Annotated in this window: 24 protein-coding genes and 1 tRNA gene; 10 read left to right on the forward strand and 15 right to left on the reverse strand. The window is 70.2% G+C overall.

Going from position 1 to position 20526, the window contains the following annotated elements:
* Nucleotides 1-3: 3 nt before the first annotated feature.
* Nucleotides 4-1116, reverse strand: coding sequence for a peptide chain release factor 2 (gene prfB / locus V6S02_RS07945; RefSeq protein WP_124293495.1), 1113 nt, complete (start codon nt 1114-1116; stop codon nt 4-6).
* A 20-nt stretch (nt 1117-1136) separates the two neighbouring features.
* Between prfB and V6S02_RS07950 the strand changes: the two genes are divergently transcribed.
* Entirely contained in the window at nt 1137-2468 is a 1332-nt protein-coding gene (locus V6S02_RS07950; protein WP_336400434.1) for an MFS transporter, read from the forward strand.
* 30 nt (nt 2469-2498) lie between these two features.
* The gene (locus tag V6S02_RS07955) at nt 2499-2888 is read left to right on the forward strand and encodes a DUF1304 domain-containing protein (protein ID WP_336400435.1); all 390 of its coding nucleotides are present in this window, start codon (nt 2499-2501) and stop codon (nt 2886-2888) included.
* A 19-nt stretch (nt 2889-2907) separates the two neighbouring features.
* Here the strand turns inward: V6S02_RS07955 and V6S02_RS07960 are convergent, their stop codons facing one another.
* From V6S02_RS07960 to V6S02_RS07990, 7 genes are all read right to left on the reverse strand, one after another.
* Entirely contained in the window at nt 2908-3342 is a 435-nt protein-coding gene (locus tag V6S02_RS07960; protein WP_336400436.1) for a pilus assembly protein TadG-related protein, read from the reverse strand.
* Nucleotides 3339-3827 carry a TadE family protein gene (locus tag V6S02_RS07965; protein ID WP_336400437.1) on the reverse strand — a complete coding sequence of 163 codons (489 nt, stop codon included), beginning with the start codon at nt 3825-3827 and terminating at the stop codon, nt 3339-3341. The genes V6S02_RS07960 and V6S02_RS07965 overlap by 4 nt, the downstream gene beginning before the upstream one ends.
* Nucleotides 3802-4233: a TadE/TadG family type IV pilus assembly protein gene (locus tag V6S02_RS07970; protein ID WP_336400438.1), complete on the reverse strand. Its 432-nt coding sequence runs from the start codon at nt 4231-4233 to the stop codon at nt 3802-3804. The genes V6S02_RS07965 and V6S02_RS07970 overlap by 26 nt, the downstream gene beginning before the upstream one ends.
* Nucleotide 4234: 1 nt before the next feature.
* A complete protein-coding gene (locus tag V6S02_RS07975) occupies nt 4235-4435 on the reverse strand; it encodes a hypothetical protein (RefSeq protein WP_336400439.1) in 201 nt (66 codons plus the stop codon).
* Nucleotides 4436-4497: 62 nt separating this feature from the next.
* Nucleotides 4498-5430 (reverse strand): type II secretion system F family protein, encoded by a 933-nt coding sequence (locus V6S02_RS07980; RefSeq protein WP_336400440.1) that lies wholly within the window; start codon nt 5428-5430, stop codon nt 4498-4500.
* Nucleotides 5427-6293, reverse strand: a complete 867-nt coding sequence (locus V6S02_RS07985; RefSeq protein WP_124293501.1) for a type II secretion system F family protein — start codon at nt 6291-6293, stop codon at nt 5427-5429. The genes V6S02_RS07980 and V6S02_RS07985 overlap by 4 nt, the downstream gene beginning before the upstream one ends.
* On the reverse strand, nt 6290-7447 hold the full coding sequence (locus V6S02_RS07990; protein ID WP_336400441.1) for a CpaF family protein: 1158 nt from the start codon (nt 7445-7447) through the stop codon (nt 6290-6292). Before V6S02_RS07990 ends, V6S02_RS07985 begins: the two co-directional genes overlap by 4 nt.
* Nucleotides 7448-7565: 118 nt before the next feature.
* Between V6S02_RS07990 and V6S02_RS07995 the strand changes: the two genes are divergently transcribed.
* The 6 genes from V6S02_RS07995 (at nt 7566) to V6S02_RS08020 (ending at nt 10617) form a co-directional block, all read left to right on the forward strand.
* Nucleotides 7566-8048 carry a universal stress protein gene (locus tag V6S02_RS07995; protein ID WP_336400442.1) on the forward strand — a complete coding sequence of 161 codons (483 nt, stop codon included), beginning with the start codon at nt 7566-7568 and terminating at the stop codon, nt 8046-8048.
* Nucleotides 8049-8091: 43 nt separating this feature from the next.
* The gene (locus tag V6S02_RS08000; RefSeq protein WP_336400443.1) at nt 8092-8694 is read left to right on the forward strand and encodes a pyridoxamine 5'-phosphate oxidase family protein; all 603 of its coding nucleotides are present in this window, start codon (nt 8092-8094) and stop codon (nt 8692-8694) included.
* A 12-nt stretch (nt 8695-8706) separates the two neighbouring features.
* The gene (locus V6S02_RS08005; protein WP_336400444.1) at nt 8707-8976 is read left to right on the forward strand and encodes a PLDc N-terminal domain-containing protein; all 270 of its coding nucleotides are present in this window, start codon (nt 8707-8709) and stop codon (nt 8974-8976) included.
* Nucleotides 8977-9046: 70 nt separating this feature from the next.
* Nucleotides 9047-9128 (forward strand) — tRNA-Leu (locus tag V6S02_RS08010).
* A 63-nt stretch (nt 9129-9191) separates the two neighbouring features.
* Nucleotides 9192-9977, forward strand: coding sequence for a DedA family protein (locus V6S02_RS08015; protein WP_124293504.1), 786 nt, complete (start codon nt 9192-9194; stop codon nt 9975-9977).
* Between the two features lie 55 nt (nt 9978-10032).
* Nucleotides 10033-10617, forward strand: coding sequence for a carboxymuconolactone decarboxylase family protein (locus V6S02_RS08020; RefSeq protein ID WP_336400445.1), 585 nt, complete (start codon nt 10033-10035; stop codon nt 10615-10617).
* A gap of 12 nt (nt 10618-10629) precedes the next feature.
* On the opposite strand, the gene ku is transcribed toward V6S02_RS08020, so the two are convergent.
* Complete coding sequence (gene ku, locus V6S02_RS08025; RefSeq protein ID WP_124293505.1) at nt 10630-11538, reverse strand: non-homologous end joining protein Ku; 909 nt, start codon at nt 11536-11538, stop codon at nt 10630-10632.
* A 46-nt stretch (nt 11539-11584) separates the two neighbouring features.
* Between ku and V6S02_RS08030 the strand changes: the two genes are divergently transcribed.
* On the forward strand, nt 11585-14113 hold the full coding sequence (locus tag V6S02_RS08030; RefSeq protein WP_336400446.1) for an ATP-dependent DNA ligase: 2529 nt from the start codon (nt 11585-11587) through the stop codon (nt 14111-14113).
* On the opposite strand, the gene V6S02_RS08035 is transcribed toward V6S02_RS08030, so the two are convergent.
* From V6S02_RS08035 to murI, 4 genes are all read right to left on the reverse strand, one after another.
* On the reverse strand, nt 14114-15031 hold the full coding sequence (locus V6S02_RS08035) for a cation diffusion facilitator family transporter (protein ID WP_336400447.1): 918 nt from the start codon (nt 15029-15031) through the stop codon (nt 14114-14116).
* A gap of 97 nt (nt 15032-15128) precedes the next feature.
* Nucleotides 15129-15728 (reverse strand): RdgB/HAM1 family non-canonical purine NTP pyrophosphatase, encoded by a 600-nt coding sequence (gene rdgB / locus V6S02_RS08040; protein ID WP_336400448.1) that lies wholly within the window; start codon nt 15726-15728, stop codon nt 15129-15131.
* A gap of 2 nt (nt 15729-15730) precedes the next feature.
* Nucleotides 15731-16474 carry a ribonuclease PH gene (gene rph / locus V6S02_RS08045; RefSeq protein ID WP_336400449.1) on the reverse strand — a complete coding sequence of 248 codons (744 nt, stop codon included), beginning with the start codon at nt 16472-16474 and terminating at the stop codon, nt 15731-15733.
* A gap of 9 nt (nt 16475-16483) precedes the next feature.
* Entirely contained in the window at nt 16484-17311 is an 828-nt protein-coding gene (gene murI, locus V6S02_RS08050; RefSeq protein ID WP_124293510.1) for a glutamate racemase, read from the reverse strand.
* A 58-nt stretch (nt 17312-17369) separates the two neighbouring features.
* Here murI and V6S02_RS08055 point away from each other — a divergent pair, with 58 nt between their 5' ends.
* On the forward strand, nt 17370-18707 hold the full coding sequence (locus V6S02_RS08055) for a nicotinate phosphoribosyltransferase (RefSeq protein WP_124293511.1): 1338 nt from the start codon (nt 17370-17372) through the stop codon (nt 18705-18707).
* A gap of 4 nt (nt 18708-18711) precedes the next feature.
* Here the strand turns inward: V6S02_RS08055 and V6S02_RS08060 are convergent, their stop codons facing one another.
* Together V6S02_RS08060 and V6S02_RS08065 are read right to left on the reverse strand one after the other, a co-directional pair.
* Nucleotides 18712-18975, reverse strand: a complete 264-nt coding sequence (locus V6S02_RS08060; protein WP_124293512.1) for a DUF3039 domain-containing protein — start codon at nt 18973-18975, stop codon at nt 18712-18714.
* 48 nt (nt 18976-19023) lie between these two features.
* Nucleotides 19024-20514 (reverse strand): hypothetical protein, encoded by a 1491-nt coding sequence (locus V6S02_RS08065; RefSeq protein ID WP_336400450.1) that lies wholly within the window; start codon nt 20512-20514, stop codon nt 19024-19026.
* Nucleotides 20515-20526: the final 12 nt, after the last annotated feature.

Below are 20526 nucleotides of genomic sequence, written 5' to 3' on the forward strand. Positions count from 1 at the left end.
CCGTCAGTCGTCGTCATCTTTGCGCTTGCGCCAGCGGATGCCGGCGGCGATGAAGCCGTCGATGTCACCGTCGAACACCGGCGCGGGGTTGCCGACCTCGTGGCCGGTGCGCAGGTCTTTCACCAGCTGCTGGCCGTACAGGAAGTACGAGCGCATCTGGTCGCCCCAGCTGGCGGTGATGGTTCCCGCGAGCTCCTTCTTCTTCGCCGCCTCCTCCTCGCGCTTGAGCAGCAGCAGGCGCGTCTGGAGCACACGCATCGCGGCCGCGCGGTTCTGGATCTGCGACTTCTCGTTCTGCATCGACACGACGATGCCGGTCGGAAGGTGGGTGATGCGCACCGCCGAGTCGGTGGTGTTCACCGACTGACCGCCCGGTCCGGAAGAGCGGAAGACGTCGACCCGGATGTCACCCTCGGGGATGTCGACCTCGACGGCCTCCTCCATCACCGGGATCACCTCGACGGCGGCGAAGGAGGTCTGTCGCTTGTCGGCGGCGCCGAACGGACTGATCCTCGCGAGGCGGTGGGTGCCCGCCTCGACCGACAACGTGCCGTAGGCGTAGGGCGCATCGATCTCGAAGGTGGCCGATTTGATCCCGGCGCCCTCCGCGTAGGAGGTGTCCATGACCTTGACGGGGTACTTGTGGCGCTCGGCCCACCGCAGGTACATGCGCATCAGCATTTCGGCGAAGTCGGTGGCGTCGTCGCCGCCCGCGCCGGATCGGATCGTCACCACCGCGGAACGGTCGTCGTACTCGCCGTCGAGGAGCGTCTGCACCTCGAGCTGACCGATGACGTCCTCGAGCTCGGCGATCTCGTGACGGGCCTCCTCAGCGGAGTCTTCGTCCTCCATCTCGTTGGCGAGTTCGACGAGCACCTCGAGATCGTCGAGGCGCTGCTCGATGTCGGAGATGCGCTTGAGCTCGCTCTGGCGGTGGCTGAGGGCGCTGGTGACCTTCTGCGCCTTGTCCACGTCGTCCCAGAGGTCGGGGGCGCCGGCTTCCTCACTGAGGCGCGCGATCTCGGACTCCAGGGCGTCGACGTCGACGACGGCCTTGATGTCGGAGAACGTGGACCGGAGGGCCTTGATGTCGTCGGACGGATCGAATTCGAGCATGACACTCCAGACTAACGTGGATGACCGTGTCAGATCTCCCGCCCCGCTCCCCCGGCGCGGCGGCAGTGCTCGGCCGCTTCGCGCCGATGATCTACGGCCCGACTCTCCTCTTCGCCGTCGGGGAGGGGGCGATCCTGCCGCTCATCCCCGTGATCGCTGCGCGGCTGGGCGCCGACATCGCCTCGGCAGCACTGGTGGCCTCGGCCCTCGTCGTCGGCCAGCTGTGCGGCAACATCCCCGCGGGATACGCCGTCGCGCGCATCGGCGAACGGTTCACCATGGCGATCGCCGGTGTGCTCTCTCTACTCGGCGTGGTGGGCATGGTGTTCGCACCGGGGCTCGGGGTGTTCGCCGCATCGGTCTTCCTCATCGGCTTCTGCGCCGCAGCGTTCGGACTCGCCCGCCACTCCTTCATGACCACACGCGTGCCGCTGTCCTTCCGTGCGCGGGCGCTGTCGCTCCTGGGGGGCACCTTCCGGCTCGGGATGTTCCTGGGCCCTTTCCTGTCGGCGGGTCTTCTCGCCCTCTTCGGGGACGAGACGGCGAGCATCTGGTTCTTCGGCGCCTGCCTCGCCGCGGTCATCACGCTCGTCCTCTTCGGCCCCGATCCCGAGCAGGTCCTGATCGCCGAGCCGGATCGAAGCGAAGCCGCGCGTACGGCGTCCGGTGAGCGGGGAACCGGGAATGGTGAAAGCGACACGGGCGAGCCGGTCGCCACGGGATCGGTTCCCGTCCTCGGTCGACATCGGCCACGCGAGGGCGTCTTCCGCACGATGTGGCGCTACCGCGCGGTGCTCTCGCGGCTGGGCGTGGCCGCCGCATCCCTCTCCGCCGTCCGATCGGCCCGGCAGGTCGTGCTGCCGCTCTGGGGCGTCTCCATCGGGCTGGATGCGCAGACGATCGCCCTCGTGGTGGGAGTGTCGGGCGCCATCGATTTCGCGCTCTTCTACGCCAGCGGCCAGGTGATGGACCGGTTCGGCCGGCTGTGGGCGGCGCTGCCGGCGATGATCCTCATGGGGGCGGGTTTCCTGGCGTTGGCGTTCACCCACGACCTCGCCTCGGCCGATATGTGGTTCGCGATGTTCGGCGCCGTGCTGGGGGTCGGCAACGGACTCTCCAGCGGCATCCTCCTGACCCTCGGCGCCGACGCCGCGCCCCCCGACGATCCCGCGCCTTTCCTCGGCTCCTGGCGCACGCTGACCGATGCCGGGGGTGCACTCGCGCCCCTCGCCGTGTCGGCGATCGCGGCGGCGGCATCGCTGTCGGTCGCGGCGGCCGTGGTCGGTGTCGTCGGATTCGTCGGCGCGGGAGCCTTCGCCCGGTGGGTGCCGCGGTTCGTGCCGCGCCCCTGACGGAGAAAGGGCCGGGCGTACGCTCGGAGCATGATCGTCGTCGGGCTCGTCTTCGCAGCGATCGCTGCGCTCATCCACGTCTACATCTTCGTGTTGGAGTCGCTGACCTGGACGAGCAGCCGCACCCGCAAGACCTTCGGCGTCCGCAGCCTCGAGGAGGCGCAGACGACGAGGGCGATGGCCTTCAACCAGGGGTTCTACAACCTCTTCCTCGCCGTTTCGGCTCTCCTCGGCATCGTGCTCGTCGCCGCCGGCGTCACCGCGGTCGGCGCGACGCTGGTGTTCGTGGCGACGGGGTCGATGATTGCCGCGGGCCTCGTGCTCGTCCTGTCGAACCGGCGGATGCTTCGACCCGCCGCCATCCAGGCTGTGCCGCCGCTGATCGCGGTCGTCGCGCTCGCGATCGGGCTCGCCGTTTGACCGCGTCGGTCTGCGGCGATCATCGCAGCGCGGTCCGGCTGGTCGCCGTGGCCTCCAGCGCCACGCCGTCGGGGACGAAGAGCGTTGCGATCGGCGGGCGCCACGTGCCCGCGACCGTCACCCGGGCGGATGTTCCGTCGGGCGTGCCCGCGGCGGTGACCCGCAGATCGTCGCCCCACTGTTCGACGAGGGCGACGGCGAGTTCCCCGACGTCGTCGTCGGTCAGGAGGGCACGCGGTTCACCGGCATCGACCACCAATTCGAAACCGTCCGCGCCTGCGAGTGCCGCAGCGTCGGCCGCCGCATCGACCCGCTTCTGAGCGAGATAGAGACTCGTGGCGTCGACACACACCAGGACGACCACGAGCGCGAGGACCGCATACCCGAGGGTGAGGAGCAGCACGCTGCCGGTGTCGTCCGACGCGGCGGTGCCTCCGCGGCGTCGACGCGTCATCCGGCCTCCCAGAATCGGGAGACGCGCTGCGCGGCTGTCGCCTCCACCGGAATGACGGCGATGCGGTCCAGACCGAACACCGGCGGCACCAGCGGGAGGGCGACGGTGGTGCGCACGCCCACGAGCAGGGTCGCACCCGCTCGCGGGCAGGCACCGCCCGCCGGAGCGCACTCGAGCGAGAGGTCCAGGCGGTCGGGGTCGATGCCGTACTCCCCCGCGACCGAGGCGAGGACGCGCTCGGCGCGCCGGTCGGCATCGGCGGCGTCGCTCGCACCCGCCACAGCGCGCGCCACGTGGCGGGCGCCGGCTTCCACCCCGAGCGCCTGCCCTTGGATGAGCCCGAGGGATACCACGACGTAGACGAGCGGAACGAGGAGGAGCAGTCCGACGACGATGAACTCCAGGGCGGCCGAGCCGCGGTCGTCGGGGTCGTCGGCGAGGCCGGCGAAGTCCCTCGCCTCAGTCGAACGACTCGACGGGCGCATGGGCTCTCACCTCCATCAGGCCGGGAAGACCGACCAGACCGATCACGGGAAGAGGTGCCCGCACGGTGACCTCCACGGCCGGGTAGCCGAAGGAGGCGGTCTCGGTGACGACGACACCGTCGGCGTACGCGGAGCCGACGGTGCGCCGGACGATTTGCGACGTACGGTCTGCACCGTCGAGGAGCGACGTGTCGGCGAGAGCGGCGTGATAGGCGCCCTCGACGGCCGCGTCATGGATGACGTTGCGGACGTAGATGCCGAGTCCGAGTTGCAGGACGCTCAGCGTGAGCGCGGTCAGCATCACGCCGACCAGGACGAACTCCACCGGTGCGGAGCCGCGCTCGTCAGCGGCATCCGCTTTCGGCGACCGGATCAGACGACCCAGGGCACGCGCCGCCGCGAGCACCTCAGAAGCCCGAGACGCGTTGGATGGCCTGCTCGAACAGTCCCGCCAGGGCCGGACCGGCGAGGGCCCAGATCACCACGACCAATCCGGCGGTCATCAGGGTGATGAGCACCCAGCCGGGCACGTCGCCGCGGTCATCGGCGACCACGTCGCCGAACGCGGTCCGCGCGCGGGTCCAGTTTCGGCTCACGAACTGGCGCATGCCGTTCTCCTTTCGTCGGGGCCTCCGGGCCCTGTCGTGCCGGGTGCGGAGGCGGGTACGGGTCATCCGATCCCCAGCCGCAGCAGGAAGATGCCGGGGAACACGGCGAAGAGCACGCTCAGCGGCAGGATCAGGAAGACCAGCGGCACGAGCATGGCGATCTCGTTGCGCCCCGCGCGTTCGATGAGGGCACGTTTGGCGTCCTCGCGGGCATCCAGTGCCTGGGCGTGGAGCACCTGGGCCAGCGGCGCACCGCGGTCGATCGCGGCCGCGAGGTGATCGACCGCGCGTGACACCGCCGGGGAATCCACCCGCGCCGCCAGATCGGTGAGGGCGTCCGAGAGCGATGACCCGGTTCCCACCGCGACGACCGCACCGCGCAGCTCGACGGTCATCTCACCGCCCGACAGGTCGCCCACGCGACGCAGCGCGTCGAGGATGCCTTCACCGGCAGACAGACACAGCGCGAAGAACTCGAGCACCGTGGGGAGTTCCTCCTCGATGCGGGCGCGTCGCTGCCGAGCGGCGCGTGAGAGCTGCAGGTCGCAGGCGAGCGCCCCGGCCGTCGCGAAGAGCGGAGGAAGAAGGACCGCCGCGGGCGATCCGCGGCCGGTGAGCATGAGCACGACGACGAGCACGGCGCCGACGGTGAGGCCGGCGAGGGCGAATCCGAGCTGGCGTCCGCGAAAGGCGGCGATGTCGATCGTCCACGCCGCCTGGCGGAGGCGCCGCTCGACCGAGGCCGAACCGGCCAGACGCGCGGCGATCGTGTTCTGCGTCCGTTGCCAGATCGCCGCCAGATCGTCACCGAAGCCCGTGGTGAGGGGCGTGGCGCCGATCGGATCGGTGATGTCGCGGATGTACGGGGCGATCCGCTGGCTGAGGGGGGCCGATCGCCAGCGCGGAGCGCGAGAGAGAAGGAGCAGGATGCCGGCTCCCAGGGCGACGCCGAGCACCACCGCCAGGGACGCGTCGGTCAGGGTGAGAGTGGTCATCGCGCCCACCTCCGGGCCTCGGGGAGGCGACCGATGCGCAGCATGATGCGGAACGCGACCACCGACACCACCGCACCGCCGACGATCAGCACCATGCCCTCCGCGGTCGCATAGGCGGCAGCCCCCTCAGGACGCAGCGCCAGGAGGGCCAGGATCACCCAGGGAGCGGCGGCACCGAGGACCGCAGCCCCGCGGATCCAGGACTGGCGCGCGTCCACCTCCGCGCGAATCGCCGCGTCGGAGCGCACCGACGCCGAAAGCGCGCGAAGGACCGTGCTCAGCTCGGTGCCACCGACCTGACGGGCCATCCGCAGGGTTTCGACGACCCGATCCGCCACGGGGTCGGCGAGGTTGTTCTTGAGGGCGAGGATCGCCGAGTCGAAGTGCCCGGATGCCGCCAGATCGCGGGCGAATCCGCGGAAGTTCGGACGGAGGGCGAGCGGAGCAGACTCGGCCAGACTCGCCACCGCGTCGGGAAGCGACATGCCCGCCCGCACCGACGCGACGAGGAGGTCGCAGACATCCGGCCAGAGCGATCGCCGGTTCTTCCTCATCCGGTCGCGCCGGGCCCGCACCCACCAGTAGGGGGCGACCGCGGCCCCGGCCAAGGCCACCAGCGCGAGGGGCAGCACGGCGGTGAGGAGGAAGACCGACGCGGCGACGACGACGGCGAGCAGGACCGCGACGACGACGAGGGCGAGTGGAGTGACGCGCGCCAGCCCGGCCTCCCGCAGGAGCTGCGTCATCCGGCCGCCCACTGCCGTGGAGACGGCCGGTCGCTTCTCACCGGTGGCGGGCCAGAGCCAGGGCGACAGTGCGAGCAGGATGCCGGCGGCCAGCACGCCGCCCCAGAGGAGCGTCATCGCTCCCCCGCGCGGTAAAGGACGCGTGACTCGATGACACCGTCGCGGACACCGGTGGGTTCCACGATCTCTCCGACGCGGCGGCGCCCGTCCACCGCACGCTCGCAGTGGACGACGAGGTCCACGCCCTGGGCGACCGCGGGGACCACGAACGCCGCATCGATGTTGCGGCCGGCGAGAAGCGGCAGCGTCGAGAGCTTCACCAACGCCTCGGGCGCGGAGTTCGCGTGAATGGTCGCCGCGCCCGGCACGCCGGTGTTGAGTGCGAGGAGCAGGTCCAGCGCCTCGGCGTCGCGCACCTCACCGACGACGATGCGGTCGGGGCGCATCCGCAGAGCCTCCTTGACGAGTCTGCGCAGCGTCACCTCGCCCGTTCCCTCCAGGCTCGGCTGTCGACCCTGCATGGCCACGAGATCGGGAGCCGACACCGCCAGCTCGAACGTCTCCTCCACCGTCACGATGCGGTGCGCCCGGGGGCTCGCGGCGACCAGCGCGCCGAGCAGCGTCGTCTTGCCGGCGTGGGTGGCGCCCGACACCAGGACGCTCCGCCCCTCACCCATCGCTCGCCGGAGCAGATCCGCCGCGTGAGGCGCGAGGGAACCGACCTCGACCAGCGCGTTCAGATCGCGGTAGGCCGGGAGGAACTTCCGGATGTTGACGGCCCAGTGCCGCCGCGTGATGTCGGGGATGACCACGTGCAGGCGACTGCCGTCGGGGAGCGACGCGTCGACGAATGGCTGGCTGAGGTCGACCCTGCGGCCGGTCGCGTGCAGCATCCGCTCCACCAGGTCTCGCACCGCCGTGTCCGTGAGGTGGAGCGGAACCCGCTCGGGCACCCCTCCTCGTGCGACATACACGCGGTCAGGAGCGTTGATCCACAGCTCCTCGACCCCGGGGTCGTCGAGGTAGGCCTGCAGGGGGCCGTAGCCGGTGACCTGCGCGACGACCTCGCGGACGGCGCCGTATTCGTCATCGATGGTGGCCAGACCCCGGGCGAGGGCGTAGTCGTTGTGACGCCGAACCTCGTCGGCGGCGATCCGCGCCGCCGCATCCGGGTCCTTCGTCGGATCCGCGCTCTGCGCGCGCAGCCGATCACGAACGCGAGCCACGACGACCGTGGTCGACGCGTCGTCGAGACGTGCGGGGGAAGTCACCGGAGCATCCTTGCAAAAGCGCAGCGATCGTCGGCGGATGTTATCCACAGCCCCGCTTCGACCAGGCGGTGTGACCTTGGTCCCGCCCGCTTCCGTCCTCGACGATGAGGCTGGCGAGATGGCGACAGACCGCGAACACGACCTGATCATTGCGGCGGTCGACGGCTCACCGTCGTCGATCGAAGCCCTGCGCTACGCGTCTCGCCTGGCAGAGGCCCTCCACGCCCCCCTCGACGCCGTCATCACCTGGAGTTACCCGCCCTACAGCGACCCGGCGTTCATCTCCGCGTGGTCGCCGAAGGACGACGCCACGACGATCCTCGACGACGCCATCCGGCGGGCCTTCGGTGAGAACCCTCCGACGCAGCTCGGGAGGCGGGTCCTCGCCGGCGCAGCCGCCCCCACACTCATCGACCTCAGCCGATCGGCCGCGATGCTCGTCCTGGGCAGTCGAGGCCTCGGCGGGTTCGCCGGTCTCCTCCTCGGCTCGGTCAGCGCCGCCTGCGCCGAGCACGCGCACTGCCCGGTCCTCGTCGTCCACCCCCGCGTCACGCCCGCCTCCGTCGACGCGGCGAACGTGCAGCAGAGTGCGCAGCGATGACCGTGTCGCGGCGAGCCTGAGGCGACGGGTGAAGGGCGGGAGCATGACCGCGGCGGAAGGGGCGCCCAATCCCTACCTGCGTCGCGCGGCGCCTGCCCCGCCGACGCCGGCTTCGCTCGGCGTGCGGGAACTGTCCGCGGACGAATGCTGGCTGCTCATCCGTCGTCAGTCACTCGGGCGGTTCGCTTTTCCTCAGCGGGAGCGGGCTCCGCTGGTGTTCCCGATGAACTACCTCGTCTTCGAAGACACCCTCATCGTCCGCTCGGCACCGGGGACGAAACTGGAGAACCTGCTGCACACCTCACTCGTCACCTTCGAGCTGGACGGTTCGGACCGGGCTCAGTGGTGGAGCGTCGTCATGGAGGGGTGCGTGCGACGGATGGACGCCGACGATGAAATCGAACAGACCGGGGCTGTCGACCTGGTGTCGTGGAATCCGGTGCCGAAATTCGATTTCCTCCGCATCTCTCCCACGCTCATCACGGGGAGGAGATTCCCGAACCCGACTCCTAATCCTGCGTCGGACGGACATCGAGTGCTGTGGAAGTCACCCATCGACAACGGCCGGCTCAAGCCCTCCCCCATCCCGCATCTTCCTCCCGCTCGGCAGCGCGGGACGGGTATGGACCCTGCCACGCCGAGATGAGAGAGTGCTCCTGTGATCACACCGAGTGAACCTTCCGACCGTTCGACCGTGCTGAAGGGTGCAGCCCAAGGCGCTGCGGCGGCCACCACCGTGGCCCCCGTCGTCCGCGTGACTCTCGGGCTCCTCGGCATCGTGCAGGCCGCATTCGCGTTCCTGGCATTCTGGGACCTCGCCCATCGAGACAGCCGGCAGGTCACCGGACCCAAGCCCGTATGGATACCCGTCATCCTCGTCAACTGGATCGGGCCGGCGGCCTACTTCCTCTTCGGCATCAAACGCTGATCCGACGGTCGGAGCTCTCGGGTTATCCCCATGCTCCCGTGGGAACCGCTCGCCTAGACTGATCCCACCCGCGGGAGTGGTGAAACTGGCAGACACGCAGGATTTAGGTTCCTGTGCCTCCGGGCGTGTGGGTTCAAGTCCCACCTTCCGCACGCGCATCCCGTTCGTTCTCCGGCGAGGTGCGTCCCCTGCCGCCGCGACCCGACGGGACTCACGTGTACACCGTTCCCACCGCTCTCATCCCCTGGCTCGATCCCGCCGCGATCATCGCCGCGGCCGGCCCCTGGGCGCTCGCCGTGGTCTGCTTCATCGTGTTCGCCGAGACCGGCCTTCTGGTGGGGTTCCTTCTCCCGGGTGACACGCTGCTGATCATGGCGGGCCTGCTCTCGCATCCCTCCGAGGTGGCCCCCAACGGCGTCTTCGGCATCAGCGCCTGGTGGGTGGCGCTCCTGATCGGACTCGCCGCGTTCGTCGGCGGTGAAGTCGGTTATCTCATCGGGCACAAGGGCGGTCCCGCGGTGTTCGAACGAAAGGAATCCGGCGTCTTCAGCCGACGCAACGTCGAGCGCACCAACGCGTTCTTCGAGCGGTGGGGCGGACTGACGATCATCCTGGCCCGCTTCGTGCCGATCGTCCGCACCTTCGCACCCGTGGCGGCCGGCGTCGGCCACATGCCGTGGCACCGCTACACCCTGTACAACTTCATCGGAGCGGTCATCTGGGGCTTCGGTCTGACGATGATCGGCTACGGCATCGGATTCATCCCCGGTGTCGGACAGTTCGTGACCGACTACATCGACGTCATCCTGCTCGTAGCGGTCGGCGGCACGGTGATCTTCATCGTCTGGCACTACCTCGCCGAGCGCCGCAAGGCGAAGAAGGCCGCGGCGGCGGGCGAGGACACCGACACCGACGCCGTCGAGGCACGCCAGCTCGTGCTCGACCCCGACGTCTTCCAGCGCGGGCCCGAGCACCGCCCAGGCACGACTCCCGAGGTCTGAGAGCCGCCCGGCGACCGCTCTTCCGGGAGCGGGGCGCCGGGCGTACCCTCGGCGCATGTCCGTCATCCGCACGCCCACCGAGGCCGAGGTCGAAGGCGCCGCCGCCACGCTGTACGCGGACGATCGCGAGAGTCTCGGCTACGTGACGCCCCATACCAGGGTCACCGCCCTCAACCCCGAGGCCGTCGCCGCATTCGAACAGCTCATCCGCGCCGTCGTTCCCAGCCTCGGGCTGCGACGCTACGAGCTGGTCACGCTCGCGGCGGCCGGTGCGCTGGGCTCGACCTCGTGCCGCGCCCACCACGGCGTGAAGGCGCTCGGCTACATCGAGGCCGACGAGCTCGAACGCATCGCCCGCGACTACCGCACGGCGGGGCTCGCCCCCGACGAGGTCGCGATGATGGCCTTCGCCGAGAGGCTGAGCGGGGATTCTGCGTCCATGACGCCGGAGGATGCCGCTGAGCTGCAACGGCTCGGGTTCAGCGATCGCGAGATCGTCGACATCGCCTTCGCCGCGGCGGCGCGAAACTTCTACAGCCGGTCGCTGCACGCCCTCGGCGTCGAGCCCGACATCCCGCCCACCCTTCCCGCGTCGCTGCGAGATGCGCTGCTGGAGGGGATGCGCACGCGCGAAGCGTGACGGCGCGCGGCGCTACGACGCTTTGGCGGTCTTCTTCCGAGGGGCCTTCTTCTTCGCGGGCCCCTTCGACGCGCCCGATGCGGCCGAGCCGCTCGCCGTGCCGGACTCGGCGTCATCCTTCTTCCCCGACCGTGCCGCACGCGAGCGCTCCACGCTCGCGCGCAGCGCCTCCATCAGGTCGATGACCTCACCGCCGCCCTCACCCTCATCCTCGGTGCCGAACGTCTCGGCCGTGTCGATCGCGTCGCCCTGTTCGATCTTGGCCTTGATGAGGGTGCGCAGCTCCTCCTGATAGTCGTCGGTGAACTCGGTCGGGTCGAAGTCGCTTGCGAAGCTGTCCACAAGGGCGGCCGACAGCTCGAGCTCTTTGCCCGAGATCTTCACGTCCTCCTCCAGCGACGGGAACGTCGCCTCGCGCACCTCGTCCGACCACAGCAGCGTCTGCAGCACGAGCACGTCTCCGCGGACGCGCAGCGCGGCGAGCCGGGTCTTCTGCCGCAGCGAGAACCGCACGATCGCGGTGCGATCGGTCTGCTCCAGCGTTCGACGCAGCAGCACGTACGCCTTCGGCGAGGCGGAGTCGGGCTCGAGATAGTACGCCTTGTCGAACAGCAGCGGGTCGACCTGGTCGCTCGGCACGAACTCGACGACGTCGATCTCTCGGCTCTTCTCGGCGGGCAGCGCGTCGAAGTCGTCCTTGGTGAGGATGACGGTCTGCTGTCCGTCGTCGTAGGCCCGGTCGATGTCGCTGTAGGGCACGACCTCGCCGTCGATCTCGCACACGCGCTGGTAGCGGATGCGTCCGCCGTCTTTGTTGTGCACCTGATGGAGGGACACGTCGTGATCCTCCGTGGCCGAATACACCTTGACCGGCACGTTGACCAGCCCGAACGTCAGCGCGCCCTTCCAGATCGACCTCATCACACCAGTGAACACCTGTCACACCGCTCACGGCTACCCTTGCCCCATGCCCGGCGATGAGCAACTGGTCCGCATCGGCGGCCGCCGGCTGCGCCTGACGAACCTCGACAAGGTGCTCTATCCCGAGACGGGCACCACCAAGGGCGAGGTCATCGCGTACTACACCCGCATCGCACCCGTCCTGCTCCCCCACGTGGCCGGGAGGCCGGTGACCCGGAAGCGCTGGCCGGAGGGCGTGGGAACCGACGCGCACCCCGAGATGTCGTTCTTCGCGAAAGACCTCGAGCCCGGGGCCCCCGAGTGGGTGCCCCGAATGCCCATTCCCCACTCCAGCGGCACCAAGGAGTACCCGCTCGTCGAGGACCTCCCCACCCTGGTCTACCTCGCGCAGGTCGCCAGCCTCGAGCTGCACGTGCCGCAGTGGCGCTTCACGGTCGACGGCGAGCGCGGCGACGCAGACCGTCTGGTTCTCGACCTCGACCCCGGTCCCGGTGCCGGCCTCGCCGAGTGCGCGGAGGTGGCGCGATGGGCCCGCGACATCCTCTCCCCGATGGGGCTCGAACCCTATCCGGTGACAAGCGGCAGCAAGGGACTGCAGCTCTACTGCGCCCTCCCCCCCGGCCAGACGAGCGACGGCGCGTCGCGCCTCGCCCGCGAACTCGCCCGATCGATCGAAGCCGATCACCCCGACCTCGTGGTCAGCAGCATGAAGAAGGCCGTCCGCGACGGGCGGGTGCTGATCGACTGGAGTCAGAACAACGGTTCGAAGACGACCATCGCGCCCTATTCCCTGCGTGGTCGACCCCGGCCGACGGTGGCGACGCCGCGCACGTGGGCCGAGCTGGACGATCCGCAGCTGCGTCATCTCCGATTCGACGAGGTCCTCGACCGGGTCGAAGAGATCGGCGACCCCCTCGCCGCGCTCGATCGCGACGCCGCGCCGGGCACCCGCGACGGCGGGGTCGCGCCGCTCACCGCCTATATCGCCAAGCGCACCGCCGGCGCCACTCCTGAGCCCGTGCCCTCGGCGCCGGCCGCGCATCGGACGACTCCCGACGGGCTCCCGAGATTCGTGGTCCAGGAGCATCACGCCTCGCGCCTGCACTGGGATCTGCGCCTCGAACGCGACGGCGTGCTGGTGAGCTGGGCGGTGCCCCGCGGCATCCCGCACTCGACCGCCCGCAACACCCTCGCGGTCATGACCGAGGATCACCCCATGGAGTACGCGACCTTCGAGGGCACCATCCCCGCCGGCCAGTACGGCGCCGGCACCATGACGATCTGGGACACCGGCCACTACGAACTCGAGAAGTGGCGCGATGACGAGATCATCTTCACCGCCGAGGGCCGCCCCGGCGGTCCGCTCGGTCGGGTGCGGCTCGCCCTGATCCGCACGGAGGGTCAGGGCGAGAAGTCCTCCTGGCTCCTCCATCGCATGAAAACGGATGCCGCGGGGAGGCCCCAAGCCGATGCGGAGCCGGTCACGGCATCGCCCCCCACGGCCTCCTCGCCCCCCGCCGAGCCGGAGCATGAGCGCGATGCGAGCGAGCCCGACCTCGACGCCCTCCTCGCCGCCGCGCCCGACGCAGCGTGGCCGCCCCGCGCGCGCGACCTCGCCCCCATGCTCTCGACGTCGGCCACCCCGGTCCGCGCACGCTCCGACGCCCTGCGCTGGGGCTCTCCGGCGTGGGCGGAGGCGAAGTGGGACGGCATTCGCGCGATCGGCGTCTGGGACGGTCGCCGCCTACGACTCTGGGCCCGCAGCGGCAACAAGCTGACAGCGCGCTACCCCGAGATCAGCGGCGTAGACGCCGCCCTCGGCGAGAGTCCGGCGATCGTCGACGGCGAGCTCGTCGCTCTCGATCACGGCCGTCCGAGCTTCCCCCTCCTCCAGACCCGGATGAACCTCGTCCGCGAGGGGGACATCGCGCGCGAGGCGGCCCGCACCCCCGTGCACTACTACCTGTTCGACGTGCTCGTCGTCGAGGGGAAGGATGTCTCCGCGCTGCCTCTGCGGCAGCGGCGAGCGATGCTGGAGCGACTGGCCGCGTCATCCATTCCGGCCATCGTGACGCCGCCGGTGTTCGAGGATGTCGACATCGCCCTCCAGACCAGCCGACAGCTCCGGCTGGAGGGCGTCGTGGTCAAGGACCCGACGTCGCCTTACCGGCGCGGGGCGCGGTCGGAGTCATGGCTGAAGGTCAAGCTGACCCGCACCCAGGAGGTCGTCATCGCGGGGATCCGGCCAGGTCAGGGCGGCCGGGCCCACACCTTCGGTTCACTCCTCCTCGGCATCCCGGGCGACGAAGGTCTGCGCTACGCCGGGCGTGTGGGAACGGGGTTCACCGATCGGGAGCTCCGAGCTCTCCAGGAACGGCTGACCCCCCTCGCCACGGATCGGAACCCTCTCGTGGGCGTCCCCGCCGTCGACACCCGAGGGGTGCAGTGGGTTCGTCCCGAGCTGGTGGGCGAGGTCGAGTTCGGCGAGTTCACCCCGACGGGCATCCTGCGTCACTCGCGCTGGCGAGGACTTCGTCCCGACAAGCATGCCGACGAGGTCGTCCGCGAGGACTGATCAGGCGTGGGCGTCGTGCTCGATATGCCCGGCGCCTTCGACCTGGAAAGTCGAGTGGGCGACGTCGAAGTGCTCGGAGAGGCAGCCCTGCAGATCGCGGAGCACGGCGTCGGACCGGCCCGCCGTGATGACCTCCGACGACACGACCACGTGCGCGCTGAAGACCGGCGCACCGCGGGTGAGCTGCCACACATGGACGTCGTGCACGTCGACGACGCCTGGTGTGCCGAGGATGTGAGCGCGGATGTCGCGGACCTCCATACCCCGCGGGGCGGCTTCACTGAGAACCGAGGCGACCTCGCGGAGGAGCGTGACCGCCCGCGGCACGATCATCGCCGCGATCGCGAGGGACGCGAGGGCATCGGCCGGTGCCCAGCCGGTCACGAGGATCACGACCGCGGCGATGATCACCGCGATCGAGCCCAGGAGGTCGCCGAGCACCTCGAGGTAGGCACCGCGGATGTTGAGGTTCGTCTTCTGCGCGACGCTCAGCAGCCACATGGCGGCGCCGTTGGCGACGAGACCGATCACCGCGACGACGAGCATCACGCCACCTGCGACCTCGACCTCGGCGGGCGCGATCAGGCGTGAGACGGCCTCGATGCCGACCCACGCCGCGAGGACGATGAGGATCACGCCGTTGGCGAGGGCCCCGAACACCTCGGCACGCTGATAGCCGTAGGTGCGTCGGTCGGTGGCAGGGCGGGCCGCAACGACGGCGGCGAAAAGAGCGATGACCAGGCCCGCCGCGTCGGTGAACATGTGCGCCGCGTCGGCGATGAGGGCGAGCGATCCGGAGAGGATCGCCCCGACCACCTGCACCACCATGACGGTGGCGGTGATCCCGAGCGAGATCGCCAGGAGCCGGCGGCTGGAGGCGCTTCGCCAGCCGCCGGCGGGCTCGGGATGGTTGTGCACCCCTCCAGGCTAGATCTGAGGGAGGTTCCGGGTGAGCCGGGCGCGCCTGTCGGGAATGAGAGTCCTTTTCAGCCGCTGCCGACCCCGGAGCACAGACTCAGAGGGCTGACAGCAGCGGCGCGAGCCGCTCGAAAGCGCGGGCCCGATGGGATTGGGCGTTCTTCTCCTGGGCTTCCCACTCCCCGACCGTCCGCTCCGACGCGCTCGGCTGGGCGTCGGGGATGAAGATCGGGTCGTAGCCGAAGCCGCCCGTCCCCCGCTCAGCGGTGGCCAGTCGGCCCGGCCAGACGCCCTCCACGGTGTGCTCCTGACCGCCGGGCAGGACCAGGGCGATCACCGAGACGAACTGCGCCGCCCGATGGGGGTCACGGACATCCGACAGCTGATCCAGCAGCAGGCTCCTGTTGGCGGCATCGTCTTTGCGATGCCCTGCCCAGTAGGCCGAGAACACCCCCGGCGCTCCGCCGAGAACGTCGACCCGGATGCCGGAGTCGTCGGCGAGAGCGGGAAGGCCGGTGTGGTGGGCGGCAGCCCGCGCTTTGATCAGCGCATTCACGGCGAAGGTCACTCCGTCTTCGACCGGCTCCGGGCCGTCGTACCCTGAGACCACGAGGTCGGGACGCACCCGCGCGACGATCGCCTGGAACTCGGCGACCTTGTGGGCGTTGTGGGTGGCGAGGACGATCCGCTGCGGCATCCTCACTCCTCGCCTGCGCCCAGTGACGCCGCCTGGATCTCGCGGAGATCCGCACAGCCGGCCAGGGCGAGTTCGAGCAGGGCGTCGAGCTCGCGCTTGTCGAAGGGCGCACCCTCGGCCGTGCCCTGCACCTCGACGAAGAGCCCGCGGCCGGTGACCACGACGTTCATGTCGGTCTCGGCGCGCACGTCTTCGACGTAGGCGAGGTCGAGCAACGGCTCGCCGTCGACGATGCCGACCGAGACCGCCGAGACCGAGTCGAGAAGCACCTGTGCGCGCTGACCGATGAACGTGCGCTCCCGGCCCCAGGCGATGGCGTCGGCGAGAGCGACGTAGGCGCCGGTGATCGCGGCCGTGCGCGTGCCGCCGTCGGCCTGGAGCACGTCGCAGTCGATCACGATGGTGTTCTCACCGAGTGCCTTGGTGTCCACGACCGCACGCAGCGCGCGACCGATGAGGCGGGAGATCTCGTGGGTGCGGCCTCCGATCCGGCCCTTCACGCTCTCACGGTCGTTGCGATCGTTGGTGGCGCGCGGGAGCATCGCGTACTCGGCGGTGACCCAGCCCTTTCCCTTGCCGTTGAGCCAGCGGGGTACGCCGTTGGTGAAGGAGGCGGTGCACAGAACCCGGGTTCCGCCGAACGAGATCAGCGCCGAACCCTCAGCCTGGGTGCTCCACCCCCGCTCGATCGTGATGGGTCGAAGATCGTCGGGGCTGCGACCGTCGGCACGGGTGATCTCGGACATGTGTCTCCTTCAGGCCCGGGGCGCGGGCAGGTCGATGGCGCCGGTCTGGACGAGACGCACGTCGCGCACCTCGCGTCCCATCAGGCGGTGGGCAAGGCGCACGAAATCGTCGGCCGAGGCGCCGGTGGCCTCGTACACGTGACGCGCGACGGCGTCGGGTCCGGCGAGCAGGTCGCGGCTGACGAGCTGGCGGTAGACATCCTTGGCGGTCTCGGTGTCGCTGGAGACGAGGCTCACACCCTGTCCCATGACGTAGCTGATCGCTCCCTCGAGGAAGGGGTAGTGCGTACATCCGAGGACGAGGGTGTCGACGCCGGCATGGCGGAGTGGGGCGAGATACTCCTCGGCGGTCGCGAGGACCCGCGGAGTGTCGGTCTCCCCCGCTTCGACGAAGTCGACGAAGGCGGGGCAGGCCTGGGCGAACACCTCCAGCCGCGCGTTGACCTCGAGCATGTCCTGGTAGGCGCCCGAACCGATCGTCCCGTCCGTGCCGATGACACCGATCCGACCGTTGCGTGTCGTCGACATCGCGGTGCGGACGGCGGGTCCGATGACTTCCACAACCGGAACGTCGTAGCGCTCGCGGGCGTCGCGCAGCATCGCAGCCGACGCCGTGTTGCATGCGATGACCAGCATTTTCACGCCCTCCGCGACGAGGGTGTCGAGGATCTCCAGAGCGTAGCGACGCACGTCGGCGATGGGCTTGGGCCCGTAAGGCGAGCGCGCGGTGTCGCCGATGTAGAGGATCGACTCGCGCGGCAGCTGCGCCGAGACGGCGCGGGCGACGGTCAGACCGCCGACCCCCGAGTCGAAGATTCCGATCGGCGCATCGTTCACGGTCATCCAGCCTACGCCGCGGCGCCCCCGCCTCTCGCCCGTCGATAGAGTGACCGCCATGAACCCATCCGCCGCGCCGTCCAGCGCGCTCCTGACCGATCGCTACGAGCTGACCATGCTCGACGCGGCCCTCCGGGACGGGACGGCCGAGCGACGCTGCGTCTTCGAGCTTTTCGGCCGACGCCTTCCCGGCGCGCGTCGCTTCGGCGTCGTCGCCGGCACCGGCCGGTTCCTGCAGCTGTTGGCCGACTACCGTTTCGGTGAGGACGAGTTGCGGTTCCTCCGTGACCATCGGGTGGTGGATGCCGCGACCCTTCGCTTTCTCGAGCACTACCGCTTCACCGGCACGATCCACGGCTACCGCGAGGGTGAGGCCTATTTCCCCGGCTCGCCGATCCTCGTTGTCGAGGGCACCTTCGCTGAGGCCGTCGTCCTGGAGACCCTGGCGCTGAGCGTCATGAACCACGACTCGGCGGTGGCGACCGCGGCCGCCCGGATGAGCGTCGCCGCCGGTGACCGGCCGCTCGCCGAGATGGGGTCGCGGCGAGCGCAGGAGCGCTCGGCCGTCGCTGCGGCGCGCGCGGCGTACATCGCCGGTTTCTCCGCGACGAGCAACCTGGAGGCCGGCAGGACGTGGGGCGTTCCGACGATGGGGACGGCCGCGCACGCCTGGACGCTCCTGCACGACACCGAGGAGGACGCCTTCCGCTCGCAGATCGACGCCCTCGGGGTGGAGACCACATTGCTGGTCGACACCTACGACATCGGCGCGGGGGTGGAGACCGCGGTGCGGGTCGCCGGGCCCGAGCTCGGCGGGGTGCGGATCGACTCGGGCGACCTCCCCACCGTCGCGGCGGCGGTGCGCGCGCAGCTCGACCGTCTCGGTGCCACGCGAACGAAGATCACCGTGACCAGCGACCTCGACGAGTTCGCGATCGCCGCCCTCGCCGCCTCACCGGTGGACTCCTATGGGGTCGGAACCTCGGTGGTGACCGGGTCGGGATCCCCGACCGCCGGCATGGTCTACAAGCTGGTCGCACGACAGGATGCCGCGGGCGGATGGGTGCCCGTCGCGAAAGCCTCGACCGACAAGGCCTCCCGTGGCGGCCGGAAGACCGCCTTCCGCACTCTGGAGGCGGGCACCGCGACATCCGAACTCATCGCAGTCTCCGACGGATTCGAACGGATGGCGACCGCCGTCGACCATCCCGATGCACGGCCGCTGCAGGTGGCGCTGGTGGAAGCCGGTGACACCGACGCGGCCGCACTGGGATCGGGCGGGGTCGCCCGAGCCCGCGAGCATCACGCGCGTGTCCGCGAGGAACTCCCCGTCAAGGCGCTCGCGCTCAGTCGCTCGGATCCGGCGCTGCCGACGGTCTTCGTCGACGTCGCGTGAGCGCTCAGACCATCGATTCGTAGATCTCTTTGCAGGTCGGGCAGACCGGGAACTTCTCGGGGTCGCGGCCCGGCGTCCACTTCTTGCCGCACAGCGCCCGCACAGGCTTGCCCGTCATCGCCGACTCGAGGATCTTGTCCTTCTTGACGTAATGCGAGAACCGCTCGTGATCTCCCGGCTCGAGGCTCTCTTCCCGGATGAGCTCTTCGAGTTCGCGGTCGAGGGTGGCGAGGCCGCCCTGGTCAGGGCTGTCGAGGGGCGTGCTCATGAGGGAAAAGTGTACCCGCGCTGTCGGACGCCCGGCAGGACCGATGGCTCAGGATGACTCGGCGAACTCCATGATGCGGCTCCCCCGCCGCTCGAAGACGGCGGAACCGACCGCGATGCCGGCGATCGCCGTGAACCCCCCGATCGCAAGGCCGCCCCAGAGCGCGAGGGTCGTCGCCTCCTCGTCCCCGCCGAGAGACAGCCATCCCCACCACGCCACGGGGGCGCTCAGCACCATCGCACCGAGCATGACGAACGCCTGGGCCAGCGCTCCGCCCGAACCGGTGCGCTGCGGCTGCTGGAAGGGACTGTCCCCGGGACGGGTCACCGGGTAGGGCCAGGTCGCCGACGTGATGCTCGAGAGCCCGAGCCCGCACAGGAACAGCGCGGCGCAGAGCCCGGTCATCGCCGGCAGTGCCGACCACCGGCCGTGGAGCGAGATGCTGATGGGAACCGCCACCGCGAGCAGAACGACGCCGATGAGGATGATCGGAACGAGTCGCCCGATACGATCCGAGGCGCCACGAACACCGCTGCCGATGTGCATCCAGACCGCTGTGGAGTCGTACGCGAGGTCGTTGTGGGGCAACCATCCGAAGAAGAGCGCGGCGACCGGAACGGGTACGAGCACCGCGATCTCCAGCGGCACACCCGCCACCAGGAGCGGCACGACGGTGAGCGCGGCGGCGACCGGGATCGCCAGCACATTGACCAGATACCGCCTGTCGGTCAGCCAGTAGAGCAGGCTTCGCGCGGCGATCGCGCCGCCCGGAGTGCCCGGGGCGACGGCGAACCAGCCGAGGCCACCGCGCTCACGACCGGTGAGCGGACGCTCGGATGTGGTGAGGAGCACCCGGACCAGCCAGAACCACAATCCGGTGAGCGCCGCGACGGTGAGGAACGCCACGAGGAAGGAGAGCGGGGCGGCCTCGGCCCCGGTCACCACCAGTCCGGGCAAGGCCCACGCCGCACCGAGGGGTGTGAGGGCGAGGATCTCGACCGCCTCGGACAGCTGAGACGGAACGGTTCCGCGCCACTCCAACGAGGCGAGGAACACGCCGACGGGCACGACGACGACGAGGACGGCGAGGATGAACAGTCCTGTGAGTTCGCGAGAGCGGCGCTCGCGCAGGAACAGGGACGTCACCGCCATCCCGACGCGCGCGAGCAGGCCGCAGGTGACGACGGCGAGGATGATCCCGACCGCGATCGCCCACCACGGCGTGCCGAGCTCGCCCCAGGTGACGCCGGCCGCGACGGCGACCGCCGTGACGGCAGCGATCGGGACGCTCACCAGACCGACGGCCGCGATCGTCGCGGCGAGCGGGGCCGGGGCGAGCCCCAGAACGGCGAACCGGCGGGGGTCGAGAGGGTCCGAGACCGAGGCCACGATCGGCGCGAGCGCGAACCCGAGGGTGACCCCAGAACCGCCCAGTACCGTCACGGCGAGCACGACGCCTGCGCGCGTGTCGGCCAGTGTCAGCACTGCCCAACAGCCGGCCGCGACGGCAGCGATGAGCACGATCGAACCCAGGATCATCCGGGTGAGGTG

The organism is Microbacterium sp. CCNWLW134, from assembly GCF_037083565.1.
Classification (GTDB): Bacteria; Actinomycetota; Actinomycetes; order Actinomycetales; family Microbacteriaceae; genus Microbacterium.